General features: G+C 41.1%; 14 protein-coding genes and 4 pseudogenes. 6 read left to right on the plus strand and 12 right to left on the minus strand.

Translation table 11 applies throughout. The annotated features are described in order from the left end of the window. Positions 1-6: 6 nt before the first annotated feature. The 6 genes from GXP75_RS07140 to GXP75_RS07165 form a co-directional block, all read right to left on the minus strand. Entirely contained in the window at positions 7-681 is a 675-nt protein-coding gene (locus tag GXP75_RS07140; protein ID WP_035175329.1) for a hypothetical protein, read from the minus strand. Further along, the gene (locus GXP75_RS07145; protein WP_214916026.1) at positions 668-1456 is read right to left on the minus strand and encodes a hypothetical protein; all 789 of its coding nucleotides are present in this window, start codon (positions 1454-1456) and stop codon (positions 668-670) included. Before GXP75_RS07145 ends, GXP75_RS07140 begins: the two co-directional genes overlap by 14 nt. Before the next feature lie 149 nt (positions 1457-1605). Next, on the minus strand, positions 1606-2085 hold the full coding sequence (locus tag GXP75_RS07150) for a hypothetical protein (RefSeq protein WP_061572213.1): 480 nt from the start codon (positions 2083-2085) through the stop codon (positions 1606-1608). Positions 2086-2340: 255 nt separating this feature from the next. Further along, on the minus strand, positions 2341-2460 hold the full coding sequence (locus tag GXP75_RS07155) for a PhrC/PhrF family phosphatase-inhibitory pheromone (RefSeq protein WP_242556466.1): 120 nt from the start codon (positions 2458-2460) through the stop codon (positions 2341-2343). After that, positions 2444-3586 (minus strand): response regulator aspartate phosphatase, encoded by a 1143-nt coding sequence (locus tag GXP75_RS07160; RefSeq protein WP_150224182.1) that lies wholly within the window; start codon positions 3584-3586, stop codon positions 2444-2446. Before GXP75_RS07160 ends, GXP75_RS07155 begins: the two co-directional genes overlap by 17 nt. Positions 3587-3800: 214 nt before the next feature. Beyond that, positions 3801-4355, minus strand: a complete 555-nt coding sequence (locus tag GXP75_RS07165) for a YdhK family protein (protein WP_242556467.1) — start codon at positions 4353-4355, stop codon at positions 3801-3803. Positions 4356-4638: 283 nt separating this feature from the next. Between GXP75_RS07165 and GXP75_RS07170 the strand changes: the two genes are divergently transcribed. Continuing rightward, a complete protein-coding gene (locus GXP75_RS07170) occupies positions 4639-5994 on the plus strand; it encodes a YncE family protein (RefSeq protein ID WP_242556468.1) in 1356 nt (451 codons plus the stop codon). 39 nt (positions 5995-6033) lie between these two features. Continuing rightward, a complete protein-coding gene (locus GXP75_RS07175) occupies positions 6034-7410 on the plus strand; it encodes a YncE family protein (protein ID WP_242556469.1) in 1377 nt (458 codons plus the stop codon). Between the two features lie 6 nt (positions 7411-7416). Here the strand turns inward: GXP75_RS07175 and GXP75_RS07180 are convergent. The 5 genes and pseudogenes from GXP75_RS07180 to sboA form a co-directional block, all read right to left on the minus strand. After that, positions 7417-8117, minus strand: a pseudogene (locus tag GXP75_RS07180) (bacteriocin biosynthesis protein AlbG). Further along, positions 8114-8644: pseudogene (locus GXP75_RS07185) on the minus strand (M16 family metallopeptidase); the annotation flags it as partial. The pseudogenes GXP75_RS07185 and GXP75_RS07180, both read right to left, overlap by 4 nt. Then, positions 8644-9305 (minus strand): annotated as a pseudogene (locus GXP75_RS07190) (bacteriocin biosynthesis protein AlbD); the annotation flags it as partial. The pseudogenes GXP75_RS07190 and GXP75_RS07185, both read right to left, overlap by 1 nt. 18 nt (positions 9306-9323) lie before the next feature. Continuing rightward, positions 9324-10541, minus strand: a pseudogene (albA, locus tag GXP75_RS07195) (subtilosin maturase AlbA); the annotation flags it as partial. Between the two features lie 131 nt (positions 10542-10672). Beyond that, positions 10673-10804 carry a subtilosin A gene (sboA, locus tag GXP75_RS07200; protein WP_003222002.1) on the minus strand — a complete coding sequence of 44 codons (132 nt, stop codon included), beginning with the start codon at positions 10802-10804 and terminating at the stop codon, positions 10673-10675. 312 nt (positions 10805-11116) lie between these two features. Between sboA and GXP75_RS07205 the strand changes: the two genes are divergently transcribed. The 4 genes from GXP75_RS07205 to GXP75_RS07220 all read left to right on the plus strand — a co-directional run bounded on the left by GXP75_RS07205 (position 11117) and on the right by GXP75_RS07220 (position 15360). Then, entirely contained in the window at positions 11117-11545 is a 429-nt protein-coding gene (locus tag GXP75_RS07205) for a YwiB family protein (RefSeq protein ID WP_214916036.1), read from the plus strand. Next, positions 11542-13212, plus strand: coding sequence for an arginine--tRNA ligase (gene argS / locus GXP75_RS07210; RefSeq protein WP_061669076.1), 1671 nt, complete (start codon positions 11542-11544; stop codon positions 13210-13212). Before GXP75_RS07205 ends, argS begins: the two co-directional genes overlap by 4 nt. A 132-nt stretch (positions 13213-13344) precedes the next feature. After that, positions 13345-14532, plus strand: a complete 1188-nt coding sequence (locus tag GXP75_RS07215; protein ID WP_242556470.1) for a nitrate/nitrite transporter — start codon at positions 13345-13347, stop codon at positions 14530-14532. 111 nt (positions 14533-14643) lie between these two features. Then, positions 14644-15360 carry a fumarate/nitrate reduction transcriptional regulator Fnr gene (locus GXP75_RS07220; protein WP_214916042.1) on the plus strand — a complete coding sequence of 239 codons (717 nt, stop codon included), beginning with the start codon at positions 14644-14646 and terminating at the stop codon, positions 15358-15360. Positions 15361-15399: 39 nt separating this feature from the next. On the opposite strand, the gene GXP75_RS07225 is transcribed toward GXP75_RS07220, so the two are convergent. Continuing rightward, positions 15400-16119 (minus strand): YwiC-like family protein, encoded by a 720-nt coding sequence (locus GXP75_RS07225; RefSeq protein WP_242556471.1) that lies wholly within the window; start codon positions 16117-16119, stop codon positions 15400-15402. Positions 16120-16216: the final 97 nt, after the last annotated feature.

Raw genomic sequence — 16216 nt, forward strand, 5'->3', positions numbered from 1 at the left:
AGACAATCAGTTTGCTCCTTTCTCCTCAACCTGCTGTAGATAATTACGTCGCTTTATAGATTCTATAGAAATCCCAAATAATAACAACATAATCCCTAATCTAATCAATAAAAATTCAGCCAAATCACTAAATTCCAGCACAAAACCATTTAAAAAGAGCATACCATTACATACAAGGTTATCAATCAAAAATAAAAGAATGAATAGAAAAACTACAATGACTTGATTCAAATACAGTAAAGTAAATGAAACAACATAACAAATGAAAATAAATGCAAAAACATGAGTGATAAAAGATATAGGGGTCAAATACAATAGTCCCGTATTATTGAATACACATAAAGTATACAATTCACCTATAATGATAATCCCGTATGCTGCTGAAAATAAAAGTGTTTTGAACTGGTATATCAATGTTAGATAAGGTGCATTGTTTACTCGGATTACAGTATAAATTGAAAAGTAATCGGATGAGATCAAAACAGAAAATACAACGGCAGCAGGGCATAAAATAGAAACGAGATGCCAATAGGAAAAAATATTTTCCAGTACAAAACCATTACTACTACCATTTTCTTGATAAAAAAAGAAATAAACAGCAATTAACTGTAACAGTAAAGCGGCGATGATACCCGGCCACTTCATTCTTAATGTTGATTTTAGAGTATTATAATAAAACACGGCGTTTTTTTCCCCACATATAAAGTAAAGTAGTTGCAATGAACACGCTAAGGTTCAAATAAATAAACTTATTTAAACTCAAAAATCCTCCATCGTTAACGATATATTTCATTGGATTGTAATTGTTGTTGAGTAAAGTAAAGCCTATTAAATTGATTAAGAAAGGTGTGATATAAACAAAATATTTCTTTTTAATAAAAAATGATAAAGCCAATCCAATGGAAGAAAGAACAGCTCCATACATCCCATTTAATGCAAAAAGAATAAGAGTATATATTAATGAGTGTTCGTAATACAGGTTTGCTAAGTCTGTTCCGCCTGTAACGATTGGGTCCATGTAATTGACGATCCCGTCTGGGTTTACCGAAGGATATGTCATCGATAGCAAATAAAGATTTAATAATAATGGTAAGATAATGACGAAAAACGAAATTACAAAGTTCAATCCGAATAATGCTGTGAAGTATTTCTTTTTAGTTGTTTTTGTTATAACGTTCATAAAAAATCCAGTATTTTTATCTTCACGGTACATACCTGACATTGGAAGTGATGCTAATAACGGAAGAATGAGAATCCAGACAGTCTGAGCTGAGGTTGTGTTTCCTTCTGCAATATTCGATAAAAACGGTGAGTTATGGATTTCATAAGGAAGATTGATCTTCTTATGAAAGAAGAGAATACCTAGATAACTGACGAGCATAAGAACGATACTAATGAATAAAGAGAAATAAACCTCTTTATTTTTTAATAAACGCTTTAAAAAGAAAGAAATCATGTGCAAGGCTCCTGTTTATTTTATTAAAACTCTGTGTGAGTTTTGGATAGTTTTATTTTAATAAAAAATTTTGAAGAGTGGATATTATTTTTACCTTAAAAAGCGATCTTACATGTTTAATGTAAGATCGCTTTGTTTTGAGAAAGGTATTAATAGATTGTGTAATTTCCCTTAGGTTTTACGCTGTCAGGACTCCAATCAGTTGAGAAGGAATCATTGCTGCGGCTGTAACCGCCAAACCTTACGGGTACATTTCTGCCGTAATCTTCAACAGCAGTGTTGGAAAATAAGTATGTATGACCCGGGTGTACTGTTCCTTCGTGAGTTCCACCACCGGATACATTGTGCCAGTCACGCCCGCCAGAGTGAACGTTTTTATCTGCCTCTGCCCATACATCAAATTTACCTCCGTCATCTTTCTTTAGGAGATGCATATACATGTAGCTTCTATTTTGTTTTCTTCGAGCAGTTGTATAGTCGTAAGGGCTGTACCATCTGAAAGTAAAATGCACCCTTGAATCGCTCGTATTGGCTTTTGCATGAACCGCCTGTGTAACACCCAGTGAGGAAACTGCGAGCCCAAACATGATGATGAGTAAACTAATCCTTTTTTTGAATTGAACTTTCAAAATAAATCCTCCATTTTTAACCTTCAATTGAAGTGATACTGAACTTAAGTCTTATATATATTAGTTCAAAAAAAAGGAAAAGTAAACAGGTTTTTATTTATATATAATAAAAGTTATCTTGTTTCTTATGTTTCTGGGTTAGGAAAACAATTTTAAAATTAGTTAGTAATAATATTTTTAGATTTAAAAAACAAAACTTTTGTCCTGATTGTTTATTTAACAAAAAAAACAACCGGTGAAAACCGGTTGTATTCATTAAATCATTCCTCGCTGAGCAACTTCCATTTGATGTGCAGGTACAGTTTCAATACTCGTTGCGACAAACACTGTGCTTAGGGCCAGACAAGAGAGTAATATTTTAGACTTCAATTTCATACAACTTCACTCCTCCTTGAATAAGCTGTCTTACTCGTTCCACCTTCAGAAAATAAGCGGAAGCTTTTTGGAAATTTTCACGTCCATGATAATATTTTGCCACATCAAGCGCAAAATCTTCAAGATCAGCATACATCATTTTACTTTCGAGAAAATCGAAGAATTTCTGAATTGCCTCTTCATCCGGGCCAGATGAGTATAAAGATTTCAAAAATTCAAACTCCGATAAGTAAATGATATCTCCGGCCTCTTTAGAATAAGCAATTCCTTTACTATGATATTCATGAGCTTTATCCATTTTTCCTAATTTATAATGAATTTGTGTAATCAAAAAATAAGCTTGAGGCAGAGAAGGAAGAATATTAGCTTCTTCAAAAACAGATATGGCTCTTTTGAAATATGTGATTGCTGACTCATACTGGTCTTGGCTGTTTTTGCAAAGCCCAATGTTATACAGCGTTCTTCCCATTAATTGGGGCTGTTTTTCGGATTCTGCCATTGTATAAGCTTTTTTGAAATGTGATATGGCGTCCTCATATTGCTTGAGATCTAAGAAATTGGTAGCAAACAAAGAATGGCATTGAAGCAATCTAATATTATATGCCGTGTGCTCTTTGTATATTTCATATGCCTGCCGTGCATAGTCCATGGAAAAATACGTTTGTTTCATATAGTAATAAGATTCAGACATTTTAAAGAAAAACTCAGCTTTTTCTATTCGATCCTTTACAAAAATCAGCTTACTTTCGGCTTTTTTGAAAAATTTAATAGCAGACAAGTACTCCCGCTGGTCCAGTTCGTACATGCCCCTGAAGAAATTAAAGTAATAATCAAGGACTCCGGTTAAACGAGCCTGTTTTTTATCGATTTCAAGCAGCAAATCGGACAGTCGCGGCTGTTCCTCTATCCGCATTTTTTCTAACGGTTCAAGATACTCAAGCATCAGATTATGCCGGAATTCCATCAGTGAATAATACAAATGAATATCCTGATCTTCTTCCATTTGATCCAGCTCTTGTTTGATTTCTCTTCGTAAATATTCCGCATCCGGTATGCTGAATCGGCGTATGTACATGTACCATTCATTAATCTTTTCTCCAACGGAAGAAGATATGACGCCTGTCACGTTTGAAAACCCCTCCCTTCCTCATTCTATATATGTCATATTTTATCATTTTTGTTTTGTTTGGAAGCGCAAAAAAACCGCAAATTTTTTTGCGTGACCGAATAGTGGAAACGCGCGCTCTCTCTTCCGGCCATATCAAAGCACAATAAAAAGAAACTGTTAAACATATTGGATAGGGCCAATTTGTTTAACAGTTCATCATCATGTTCTTCCTTTATTTTGAAGATAGTTCGCTTTCTGTTACCCACTTGTGATTTTTCACTTTTTCTCCGCCCGTTGTCGGGGTGTAATCAACCGTATAGACAGTTGTTTTCTCAGCTGAATCGATTTTTCCTGTTGCACCCTTCATGCCCTTCATATGATCCGCTTCTATAATCACGTCCGTTCCGGGTTTTAATGTTTCATCACTGGCGTTTTTTATTTCTTCTTGAATCACCCATTTATGATTTTCCACTCTTGTTCCGCCGGTTGTCGGTGTATAGGAAACAGCATAGGCTGTCGTATCATAGGCACCTGTAATGGTTGCTTCGGCACCCTTCATGCCTTTCATGTGATCCGCCTTGATGATGGCTTGGCTTCCGACTTTATAAGTTGGGTGCTGTGATGCTGTCAGGCCTTCAGGAATCTCACTGGACTCAGAATGAGTATGTGTGTCGTCCGAATTCATCGTTTCATCTGATTTTTTGTCTTGAGTATCACTGCCGCATGCAGACAGCATTAATAGTAATAGCAAAGAAACGATTCCGATCAAGGTTGTATTCTTTTTCATTATGATCCTCCTTTTATTTACCCAGAGAAGCTTGGGAACTTATATAAGTAGTGTAATAAGGCTGCTTGTATAAATAAATCCTCCTTAGGAAGTCTTTTTTTATTTTATATAACCTGCATTCCTGCTATAAAACATAATTTGTAAATAACACTTTTTCTTTTTACCCGTTTTCAGTTTTAAAAAAACACTTTTGGCTTAGAGCTTTTGTACAAGCAAAACCTTTTTGTCCCCATACTCTAATACTGCTGCGCTTAGCAGCTATTTCTGAGAAGGAAGTGAGCATGTGAAGAAGATTGAGCGTTCCTTTAAAGAAAAAGCCGTCAGACAGCAAGAGGAGTGTTTATGTTTTTGTGATGAAGCGGTCAGCCGTGAAGCCATGTTTCAAGCGCCGATAGAAGTGCCGGATGGGTTTGTTGTTGATCCTGCTGAAGCTGTTGCAAACGTAGCGTGGAACGCAGACAGCCTATCCTGTGTCAGTGAACGCTGCTTCATTCAGACCGGACCCGGGCCTGATGAGATCGAAATCCATTTTGCAGTCCGCCTGCAGGGAACCGTCACGCTTCTTGTCAGTGTCTCACCTGTGCGAAACCAATATGGACAAGGGGAGGGGGCTGTTTCTGTCATTCATAATGCAGAGATCGATCAAGTCGTCTATTATTCTGATGAACCCGATGATTGTCCGGATTTCAGTGACATCACGATCGAAAACCTTGTTGTCGTCCCGCCGTTTTACGGCAGTCCTTTATCGGTGACCGGAACGATTGTGCTTGTACCGGGACCGGAGCCTGTTTATGCGTTTACAGCGAATCCAGATGATCAGTCGGTTTCTGTGATTGATACCAATACTCATACCGTGGTGACAACGATTGCTCTTCCGTACGAGCCGACAGGTATTGAGATGACCCCGGATAAAAGCTCTGTGTTTGTCTTGCATTTTAACAATAATATGATGTCTGTCATCGATAATGGCACATTGACTGTTACTGGATCCATTCCGCTAGATCAGCCGCCTGAAACAATTAAATTTATGCCTGAACATGATTTCGCATATGTTCTCGCCGGTAATGCCATTTATGTGATCAGAATTGAAACGTCTGCCGTAGAAAGGTCTATTCCTGTTGAAGGGTATGATATTGCAATTGATCCCAATGGAATGTTCGCCTATGTTCTTGATTTTGGTTTTGTGCAAAAAGTGGATTTATCTACCGGTGAAGTTACAGGAATGATTGAACGAGAGCTTATTGTCAATTCTATAGAAACAAAGCCGCCGGAGCGGTATGCCTATGTATTAGAACAAGATCACTTCTTAAATTATTTGACGATTATTGATTTAGATACGTTTACGATCAGTAGCACCCAAGAGCTGGAGTATGAGGGTGAATATCGAATGTTTAAGAGCGGATCAGGGTTGTATTTGTTTGATGATTTCACTCACAATCTATATTCCGTCAGTCCAAGTGGTGCAGGCGTAATAGGAAATCTTCCGCAATCGGCAAGAGATTTTGCGTTTACCCCGAATGGCGGCTTTCTGTATGCAACAAATTTTATAGAGCAAAGCATCACTGTTTACAACACGGATGATTATTCTGTGGAAACTGTCATATCGCTTGGCGTTTCACCGAGTGACATTGCGATTTAACCAAATGCATGTTGTGCATTTTTAAAAGGACGTGACATTATGAAAAAAAATGATCTTTCTGCTTTTCAGGAAAATTGTTTCTGTTTTTGTGATGAGGAGATCAGCCGAGAAGCGCTGTTTCAAGTGCCGATTGACATTCCGGAGGGATTCACTATTGATTCTGCCGAAGCAGCTGCAGCGGTTACGTGGAGTACAGACAATTTGTCCTGTATCAGTGAGCCTTGCTTAATCCAGACTGGGCCGGAACCAGAAGATATCGGTGTTCAATATGCTGTGCGTCTGCAAGGGACCGTTACGCTTCTTGTCAGTGTCTCACCTGTGCGAAATCAATATGGACAAGGGGAGGGGGCTGTTTCTGTCATTCACAATGCAGAGATCGATCAAGTCGTCTATTATTCTGATGAACCCGATGATTGTCCGGATTTCAGTGACATCACGATCGAGAACCTTGTTGTCGTCCCGCCGTTTTACGGCAGCCCTTTATCGGTGACAGGAACGATTGTGCTTGTACCAGCGCCGGAACAGCGATCTTACGTGTTTACTGCCAACACTGGAGACAGCACAGTTTCGGTCATTGATGCTGAAGTGAATACTCTTGTAAGTAATATTTCTTTAACTGATGTGCCGACTGATCTGGGTGTTACATTGGATAAAGCGTATACGTATGTTCTCCATAGGAATGCGAACCTTGTATCGATCATTAACAACGCGACATTAACGGTTAAACAAACCATTCCTCTTTCAGGAGCACCAAGGAAAATCCAGTTTGAAACTGGGGGCGAATTTGCTTATATTCTCGCAGGGGGCGGCTCCATTTATGAAATTAACACTTCCTCACAAACCATTACCAATACAATCTCGGTATCACCCGCTGCGGACGATTTTGCGCTAGACCCTAACGGACAGTTTTTCTATACGACAAACTCTGGATTTTGGGTCGTTAATAAATATGACATAAATACAGGGCAGCTGATTGATAGTTTAAGTAACTTTGAAACACCAAATCTTATTGAAACCCCGTTAATAGGGGATTTTGCTTATCTGGAAAATGGTGAACTAAGGCCGAATGGCGTTTCTGTGATAGATTTGACAACATTTAGCGAATCTTCACAAATTAACAGACTGTTTGACGGTTTAATAACAATTGTTTTTTCTGCTGACGGGACTCGTGCATTTTTCCTTGAGCCATATTATGATTCATTTCCGGAGAATCTGACTGTCGTTGATACGACGCTGCATACCTTTATAACAACTGCCTCCCTCCCCGGTGCCATTGACCTCACAGTAACACCGGACAATCAATATATCTATGTTGCACAGCCTGCAGCCAATACAGTGACGGTATATCGCACGAGTGATTATACAGCCGTAGCGGTCATTCCGGTTGGCGCTGGCCCGTCTGCGATTTCGATGTAGATGCTTTCACAGGTCGAGAGAAGCGGAGCTGCGATAAGAGAATCGTTTATAAATAAAAGATCCGAGCTGCTGGATGGCAGCCAAGAGGATCAGAAAGAGCAGTTCGCTAATGGTAAAACTGAACATCCACCATATCCCGGCTCCTGCTAATATCAGAACGACAGCCTTTTAGCCGTTTGCCCATTCTGGAGAAGCTGGAGCAGGTATGACCTCATATAAAACAATAAATAGATGATGAGAACAATCGCAATCCCCTTCGTGACAGCAGGGGGCGTGTGAAAGCTGAAGGGAACGGCTTTGACCACTTCAAACATGTAACCGAACACGATCACTTGGCATAATACAGCCCCCATCACGTATGTTTGACGGATGCCCTTGTAGCTGTCGCGCAATGATTTCACATCGCCTGCATAACGGCTGCACAGCTTGCGATGCTGAAAATCACAGCAGCTTTGATGAGATTGCGTTATCTTCTGAAAAGCTGCTGTCATGCTTTTGACGGATCGGGTGACATAGTGAAGATACAAAAATGCCGGCAGCATCAGCAAAGAAGCGGCACAAGAAAGCAAGCCGAGCCGCCCATAATCATTTTTGATCAGCTGTACATATTGCCCTGCGGCTTCAGCGCTGGCTTGAAACCAGCCAAATGAATAGGCCGTCATGACCATAAGCAGCAATAACACAGTGAAGACAGCGCTTTTTTTCATTGTCCAACCACCTCTGGCTGAGAGACATGAATGGTTGCTTTTTTAGCAGAAGCCACTGTATCAATAAGATATAAAAAATCCTGTACAGTCATGTTTTGAATCAGCCGATAAAGCTCGAAAAAAGAGCAATCATACCGCTCACATTCAGCCGCCCATTCAAAGCATTTACGCACATAATCACTGTCATAGATAATCGCGTTCAGCAAAGATTCCTTGCCGTACTCAAGCCAAGCTTCCGCCTGACATTTCTGCTGCATCACATAGTACGCCGCTACATCGATATAGGCTGAAGAATGTGCCCCTTTACTGTCAAGGATCAAAAAGCCGCCATCTTCTGACATGTGACTTTCCGCTGATATGCTTTGGATATTAAGGAGGCGCGTTTGCCGGATTTCTTGAAACAACGGCGAATCTATATGAAAAAGAACGAGGGAGACGATGTCCCAATACATTTGCAATGTAAAAAGATCGTTTTTATCGGGGAGTGCTCCTATATGTAATCCGGTCCATGTTTCCCCCGAACACTCCGCATGAATGAATGCATCTTGTTCTGCTGATGAGGCACCTGCAGAAAGGAGGAAAAATCAAAGAAAACGCCCCATACCATGTGAACCGCGCATAATGGGATCGTCACAGCGGGCATAAAAACCACGCTGTCGCAGATACAGGCAAATGCCGCCGCATGCAGCAGGAACACAGATCTCTTCTTTTTGACGAAAAGGTTGCTTAACAGAACGCCTAATAGAATGGAGTAGACTGTGAAAAACGAAAACTTGCCGAGCCAAAATAACGTTTCCGTCCCTGACAGCGTGCCGGTTCCAAATAAAAACAACGGTAAAAAAAAAGAATAACGTTCTTCTCAAACAAGTATCCACAAACAAAACGACACTTTGAGCCAGCCAAAAGCTCCGTGACGAGATTGGCAAAAGACAGCTCAGCTTCATGTAAGATTCTTTCCATTGTGAAGAAACGGAAATAAATACCATATACACATTCATAAAAAGAAGTGCGAGTGTGACATATGTTTTTCCTAAAATCGACTCATCAATGCCCGCCTGCCGGATCAGCCCGATTTCAAACAAAGCCAGAACAGCAAGTCCGGCGGTGATGCGAATGGCATCCTTTGTCCCTTGCCGTCCGTAAAGCTGTTTGAACAGCAGGGTAAGGGATCCGGAACACATTATTCATGGCCGATCACCTCAAAAAATTCTCGGCGCAGATCTGTGTCATCCTTGGCGCCTGCGCTTTCCATAGTTTATGGACGAGAGCGGAATCAAAGATGCTTTCATATGAATCATGAAATATATTTCCCAATGAAAATTCCTTCGGGAAGAGCGCGCACGGGCGTACTTCTCCGAACGGGCTGATCACAATTGATTTCCAGCCGGCGCCGCAGTTCGCCGCGCGTTTTCTTTCATACGGAATGATCGGGATCAAATCTTTAAATTCATCAATGACATTTTGCTCGTACTCCATAAATTTGCAGTGCTGTTCGGCATCTTTCGTCGGATGGACAATATCTCTGCCTCTTCCGAAATCATCAACCCAATTGTAAGAGAACGCTTTCGCACCAAGTCCCCGTACCTTTTGGGCCATATCGTGGATTTCCCACATGTTTTTTTCGAAAACCGACATGGCGACTCTGACAAAAATACCGTGATCACTCAATAATTTTATCGTTTTACAGGTTTGGGCAAAAGAGCCTTTTCTCCCTCTAAAGGAATCGTGGACTTCAGAATGGACACTGTCCAGTGAAATACCGACGATGATCTTTTGCTTGTATGCTTTTAAAATCTCCAGGCTTTCTTTTCGCATCAGCGTCCCGTTTGTTAAGACGGCAACCTTTTTAAATTTCTTTAATACATACTCAAGAAGTTCATTGGCGTTCGGGTGGACAAAAATCTCTCCGCCCGTTATTTCACATGTTAAGACACCTTTTTCGTACAGCATATCCGCTGTTTTCTTGAATTGTTCAAGAGATACCGTTCCCAGCGCTTCAGGCGAGCTTTCTAAATAACAGTGGGCGCATTTTAAATTACAGCGGTGGGTCAGCTCAAAGGTCGCATGCAGCGGCATCGGGAAGTTGCTGCTCCCGCTTGTGGTGATGCGCTGATATTCGGGCTGGTCTGTAAGCCGAATAACCTGCTTGTTCAGCAGCATGTCGAGCATTTCATAATACCAATCCTTGTGGTCTTCGGGGGATTCATTGTACGTCGCGCATTGGTATTCTAATATTTGTTCTGCCGTTTTTTGCCCGTCCATCAGCATACAAAGCTCGTAAGCCGTTTTATTGAGATCCAAGTATTCAAAATCAGAGATTGAGACATTATCACGCATATAATCAATTTCTAATACTCCGCCCTCAGGAAGCTGGTGAACTCTTACACTTTCATTGATAAATGGAAACATCCGCTCTATAAGCAAAAATACCATCTCCTATACATATGATCCAAATAATGAGAAAACATGTATGTATAACTAAGGAGTAGTTAGAAAGTAAAAATACTTTCCTAAAAGAGGCACAGTAATTTACTATGCCTCTTTTAGGAAATGCTTTATCCCCATAAACCGAATAGCCCTGTTGCACCTGCGATTTCAAAGTCTGGAATAGGTCCGTCCACTAAACAAGCAGCTCCGATTGAACATGTTGCACAACCTTTGTTTTCTACAATGACAGCTTTTTTCATAATAGAAATCCTCCGTTGTTTAATTTCTCCAGCAGATCTCTGATGTAATTTAATCTTAAAACTATCAAATTACCTTTTCAATATGTATATTTTGAAGAAAATGTGAAAAATATTAGATAGATTACAGAAAAATTCAACAATCAAAACGGCATTAATTTCTATTTAAATGCTCTTCTTTTCATTAATTGCTTTTTATGAGGTTTATCTTCAAATCTGATGAGTAATGATGGTAAGATAGAAGCAGTTGAACTTTAAATAGCGAATGATTATACTATTCAAGTCAAAGTGGAATGATGAAAAGGACGTGTCAGCATGAAACAAGAGACACCGATAACGCTCCATGTAAAATCTGTGATTGCGGATGACGGGAAAGAAGAGGTCATTGAGTTCCGCACCTCCGGATCTTATCATGTGAAACAAAATAAAGTGTATCTTTCTTATTATGAAGAACACGATTTGGGCAAAGTGAAAACGATTGTGAAAGTAAGCGAGGGCGAAGTGTTTGTCATGAGGTCAGGCGCAGTGAAAATGAATCAGCGGTTTGTGCCGGGAGCCTCTACCATTGCCAAATATAAAATGTCATTTGGCGAACTTGAGCTGACTACAAGCACAAAATCAATTCAGTCTGACATCGGCAAAGAAAGAGGCCGTATCAGCATAGCTTATGATATGCATGTTGGAGACGAACAGCAGCATTTACATAATATGACGATCACGTATGAGGGAGGACTTGACGCATGAATATTGCGGAACAAATGAAGGACGTGCTGAAAGAGGAAATTAAAGCAGCCGTTCTGAAAGCGGGATTGGCTGAAGAAAACCAGATTCCAAATGTCATTTTAGAGACACCGAAAGATAAAACACATGGTGATTATTCAACGAACATGGCGATGCAGCTGGCAAGAATCGCAAAAAAAGCCCCGCGCCAAATCGCTGAGGATATTGTAGCTTCTTTTGATAAAGGAAAGGCTTCAATTGAAAAGCTTGATATCGCAGGCCCTGGATTTATCAATTTCTATATGGATAATCAATATTTAACGAAGCTGATCCCATCTGTATTGGAAGCGGGGGAAGCATACGGGGAAACAAATATCGGAAACGGCGAGCGCATCCAAGTGGAATTCGTATCTGCGAATCCGACGGGCGATCTTCATTTAGGCCATGCGCGCGGAGCAGCCGTCGGCGATTCTCTGTGCAATGTGCTGGCTAAAGCCGGATATGATGTAAGCCGCGAATATTATATCAATGACGCGGGAAATCAAATTAACAACTTGGCGCTTTCTGTCGAAGTCCGTTACTTTGAAGCGCTCGGCCTTGAAAAAGAAATGCCTGAGGACGGATACCGCGGCGAGGATATTATCGCAATCGGAAAGCGTCTCGCTGAAGAATACGGAGATCGCTTTGTCAAAGAAGAAGAGAGCGAAAGACAGAAGTTCTTCCGCGAATACGGCTTGAAGTATGAGTTGGAAAAGCTTCGTGTAGACTTAGAAAATTTCCGCGTGCCGTTTAATGTCTGGTATTCTGAAACGTCACTGTACGAAAACGGAAAAATCGACAAGGCGCTCGAAGCACTGCGCAAACAAGGCCACGTGTATGAAGAAGACGGCGCAACATGGTTCCGCTCAACAACATTCGGCGATGACAAAGACCGTGTTTTGATTAAAAAAGACGGCACTTACACTTATTTGCTGCCTGATATCGCTTACCATAAGGACAAGCTAGACCGCGGATTCGATAAGCTGATCAACGTTTGGGGCGCAGATCACCACGGCTATATTCCGCGGATGAAAGCGGCCATTGAGGCGCTTGGCTATCAAAAAGGAACGTTAGAAGTAGAAATCATTCAGCTCGTGCATCTATATAAAAACGGCGAGAAAATGAAAATGAGCAAGCGTACAGGAAAAGCGGTAACGATGCGCGACTTGATTGAAGAAGTCGGCTTAGACGCCGTCCGTTATTTCTTCGCGATGCGCAGTGCCGATACACATATGGATTTTGACTTGGATCTTGCGGTGTCCACTTCAAATGACAATCCGGTGTATTACGCGCAATACGCTCACGCGAGAATCTGCAGTATGCTTCGCCAAGGAGAAGAGCAGGGATTAACGCCTGCGGCTGATCTTGACTTTAGCGCCGTCAATTCTGAAAAAGAATACGATTTGCTGAAAACGATCGGCGGCTTCCCTGAAGCAGTGGCGGAAGCGGCGGAAAAACGCATTCCGCACCGCGTGACGAACTATATTTATGACTTGGCATCTTCTCTTCACAGCTTCTATAATGCGGAAAAGGTAATCGATCCTGAAAATGAAGAGAAAAGCCGCGCACGCTTAGCTTTAATGAAAGCAACCCAAATCACGCTGAATAATGCGCTTCAGTTGATTGGCGTTTCGGCTCCTGAAAAAATGTAATGAAGATGAAAGGACAAAGCCTTGGGCTTTGTCCTTTTTTGTTAAAAAAACGTGTGATGTACTTCACAATCCTATTCACCGAGTTTTTGTATGATAAGACTGATTATTGAATCATTGAAAGGGGCAAGGCGAATGCTTAAACGTCAAAACATTCAATTATCGTTACAGTCATGCAGTTTGGTGGCAGGATTTATGGTTTGGGTTTTGATTTCTTCATTAATTTCTCAAATGTCATCTGATATTCATTTGAGCGCCGGCGATATTTCGCTAGTTACGGCCATACCTGTCATTCTGGGATCGCTTCTCCGCATTCCTTTGGGATATTACACAAACAGGTTTGGCGCGCGGATGACTTTTATGATCAGCTTTCTATTGCTTTTGTTTCCTGTGTTTTGGATCAGTATCGCAGATTCTGTGTTTGATTTGGCCGTGGGCGGTTTTTTCTTGGGGATTGGAGGAGCGGTTTTCTCCATTGGGGTGACATCTCTTCCGAAGTATTATCCTAAGGAAAAACACGGTTTTATAAACGGCATTTATGGCGCTGGCAATATCGGAACCGCCATCACAACGTTTGCAGCTCCTGTTGTAGCTCAATCTGTGGGATGGAAGAGTACGGTGCAAATGTATATGGTCTTGCTGGCTTTATTTGCTTTGCTGCACTTTTTCCTGGGCGATCGAAACGAGAAGAAAGTCAAAGTTTCCGTAAAGGTTCAAATAAAAGCCGTTTACCGAAATCATCTGTTGTGGTTCTTAAGCCTTTTTTATTTTATAACATTTGGCGCGTTCGTTGCCTTTACCATTTATCTTCCTAACTTTCTTGTTCAGCACTTTGGTCTTAGTCCTGTGGATGCCGGGTTTAGAACGGCAGGTTTTATTGCTGTATCCACGCTTCTCAGACCTGTTGGCGGATATTTGGCAGATAAGGTGAGCCCGCTTAGAATGTTAATGTACGTCTTCGCGGGTCTGACATTATCGGGCATTATCTTGTCGTTTTCTCCGAGTCTCGGCATTTACGCTTTTGGGGCGTTAACGGTTGCTGTCTGTTCAGGAATTGGAAACGGAACAGTTTTTAAATTGGTGCCTTTTTATTTCTCAAAACAAGCGGGGATTGCAAACGGTATTGTTTCTGCCATGGGGGGATTAGGAGGATTCTTTCCGCCGCTGATCCTGGCAAGCGTATTTCAAGCGACAGGACAATATGCAATCGGATTTATGGCGCTCTCGGAAGCTGCTTTAGCCAGCTTTGTCATTGTCATCTGGATGTATTGGCAGGAAAGGATGAAAACGCACACTGAGAGAAATGGGCACAGCGTAAACTAATGGGAAGCCGGCGTTTGGGGAATTCACGAGATTGTAAGTTTTTTTAAAATGATGCAAATCGATTCACGTTACAATAGAAATACACAACGTGACTATCTTCGAGGTGAGCTCATGAATTTTCTCTCTGTTCGAAAATCTGATAAGGATCTTCTCTCACAAGATCTGCATCAATTGCTGGAATCAATCAGTACAAAAAGAAGAATTGAAAAAAACACGTTTCTGTTTCAAGAAGGAATGGATGCAAAAGAGCTTTATCTGATTCAATCAGGACTCATTGAAATTGGCAAACTGACGTCTGACGGCAAGGATCTGACGCTCAGGATATGCCAAAAAAATGATATTGTCGGGGAATTAACACTTTTTACAGAAGAGCCGAGATATATGCTGAGTGCAAAAGTGTTAGCAGACGGTGAAGTGTTCGTCATCAATAAAAACAAACTGGAAAAGGAATTGGTTCAAAACGGTGCTTTGACATTTGAATTTATGAAATGGATGAGCACCCACCTGCGAAAAATTCAGTCCAAAATCCGTGACCTTCTTCTTCATGGCAAAAAAGGGGCGCTTTATTCCACACTCATTCGTTTGTCAAATAGCTATGGGGTGAAACGAAGCGACGGAATTCTTATAAACATTGCACTGACGAACCATGATTTGGCGAAGTTTTGTGCGGCTGCAAGAGAGAGTGTCAATCGCATGCTGGGTGATCTTCGTAAACAAGGAATCATTTCAATTGAGGAATCCGGAAAGATTGTATTGCATCAGCGGGACTACTTAAGATGTGAAATTGAGTGCGAAAATTGCCCGCTGGATATCTGCAATATCGATTAATCAAGAAATAAACAAGGACTGCAAACTTCAGTCCTTGTTTTATCTTGTTAAAAAAATACACATGACTGCGAAAAAGAAGCACGCGTTCACGATTTCAAGAATGCCGATCGTCTTAATAGATCGCTCCTTTCCGTGTAAGAACCATGCTCTCAAACTGCTTGGAATAAAAGCGAGAGCCCCCCAGCTTGCTCCGAGAAATATAGAAAGAAAGGGAAGAAGCAGGTGATATCCCCATGAACAGTATGCAAATGTTTTGTTGTTTTTCTCCCGGATCATAGACTTCACATAAAAGGAACTTCCGATAAAAAATAAGCTGGATTGCGCGAAAATAAACCATGCCCAGCCGTCAAGGCTTCCCGCCCCCAGCCAGCAGCTGGCAAATCCGCCTGTACTAAAGAACAAGACTCCCGCAATATCATTCAGAAGCGCTCTTTCGTTTTTTCGGCGGGCATAATAGACATGAACGAAGAACAGCGGAAACAAAGAGAAGCCGAGCCAGATGAACGCAGGATTATGGATGACAACGGCAATGATAGAGCAGCAGGCTGCAATGCCGTAATAAAAAATCCATTTTTGATAATCTTTTGTTTTTTTCTTTTTCACCGCCAAGGTAATGGGGTAAACGGTCAAATAGAGAAATAGCCAGCCCGTAAATAGCGGGATATGCCATAGAACGGGACCTCCCTTCACCATACCGAGGCAAAACGGAATCAACAGCATAGCCCATGCACCGTGCTGCTTCGGAATGAGCATCTTCATTGAAACACCCCTTTCTGTATCATTATAAAAGCAATCATTCTTCCGATAAGTGACATTTATCATAATTTCTGTGAATTACATCACTGCTGTATTGTTT

Origin of the sequence: Bacillus sp. HU-1818 (assembly GCF_022695965.1) — a bacterium.
In the GTDB taxonomy this organism is placed as follows: domain Bacteria; phylum Bacillota; class Bacilli; order Bacillales; family Bacillaceae; genus Bacillus; species Bacillus atrophaeus.

What these genes read in the sequence shown, in the direction of transcription:
- GXP75_RS07145 (WP_214916026.1), bottom strand. Translation starts at nt 1,456, where the DNA reads ATGATTTCTTTCTTTTTAAAGCGTTTATTAAAAAATAAAGAGGTTTAT.
- GXP75_RS07155 (WP_242556466.1), bottom strand. Translation starts at nt 2,460, where the DNA reads ATGAAATTGAAGTCTAAAATATTACTCTCTTGTCTGGCCCTAAGCACA.
- GXP75_RS07165 (WP_242556467.1), bottom strand. Translation starts at nt 4,355, where the DNA reads ATGAAAAAGAATACAACCTTGATCGGAATCGTTTCTTTGCTATTACTA.
- GXP75_RS07175 (WP_242556469.1), top strand. Translation starts at nt 6,034, where the DNA reads ATGAAAAAAAATGATCTTTCTGCTTTTCAGGAAAATTGTTTCTGTTTT.
- sboA (WP_003222002.1), bottom strand. Translation starts at nt 10,804, where the DNA reads ATGAAAAAAGCTGTCATTGTAGAAAACAAAGGTTGTGCAACATGTTCA.
- GXP75_RS07205 (WP_214916036.1), top strand. Translation starts at nt 11,117, where the DNA reads ATGAAACAAGAGACACCGATAACGCTCCATGTAAAATCTGTGATTGCG.
- argS (WP_061669076.1), top strand. Translation starts at nt 11,542, where the DNA reads ATGAATATTGCGGAACAAATGAAGGACGTGCTGAAAGAGGAAATTAAA.
- GXP75_RS07215 (WP_242556470.1), top strand. Translation starts at nt 13,345, where the DNA reads ATGCTTAAACGTCAAAACATTCAATTATCGTTACAGTCATGCAGTTTG.
- GXP75_RS07220 (WP_214916042.1), top strand. Translation starts at nt 14,644, where the DNA reads ATGAATTTTCTCTCTGTTCGAAAATCTGATAAGGATCTTCTCTCACAA.
- GXP75_RS07225 (WP_242556471.1), bottom strand. Translation starts at nt 16,119, where the DNA reads ATGAAGATGCTCATTCCGAAGCAGCACGGTGCATGGGCTATGCTGTTG.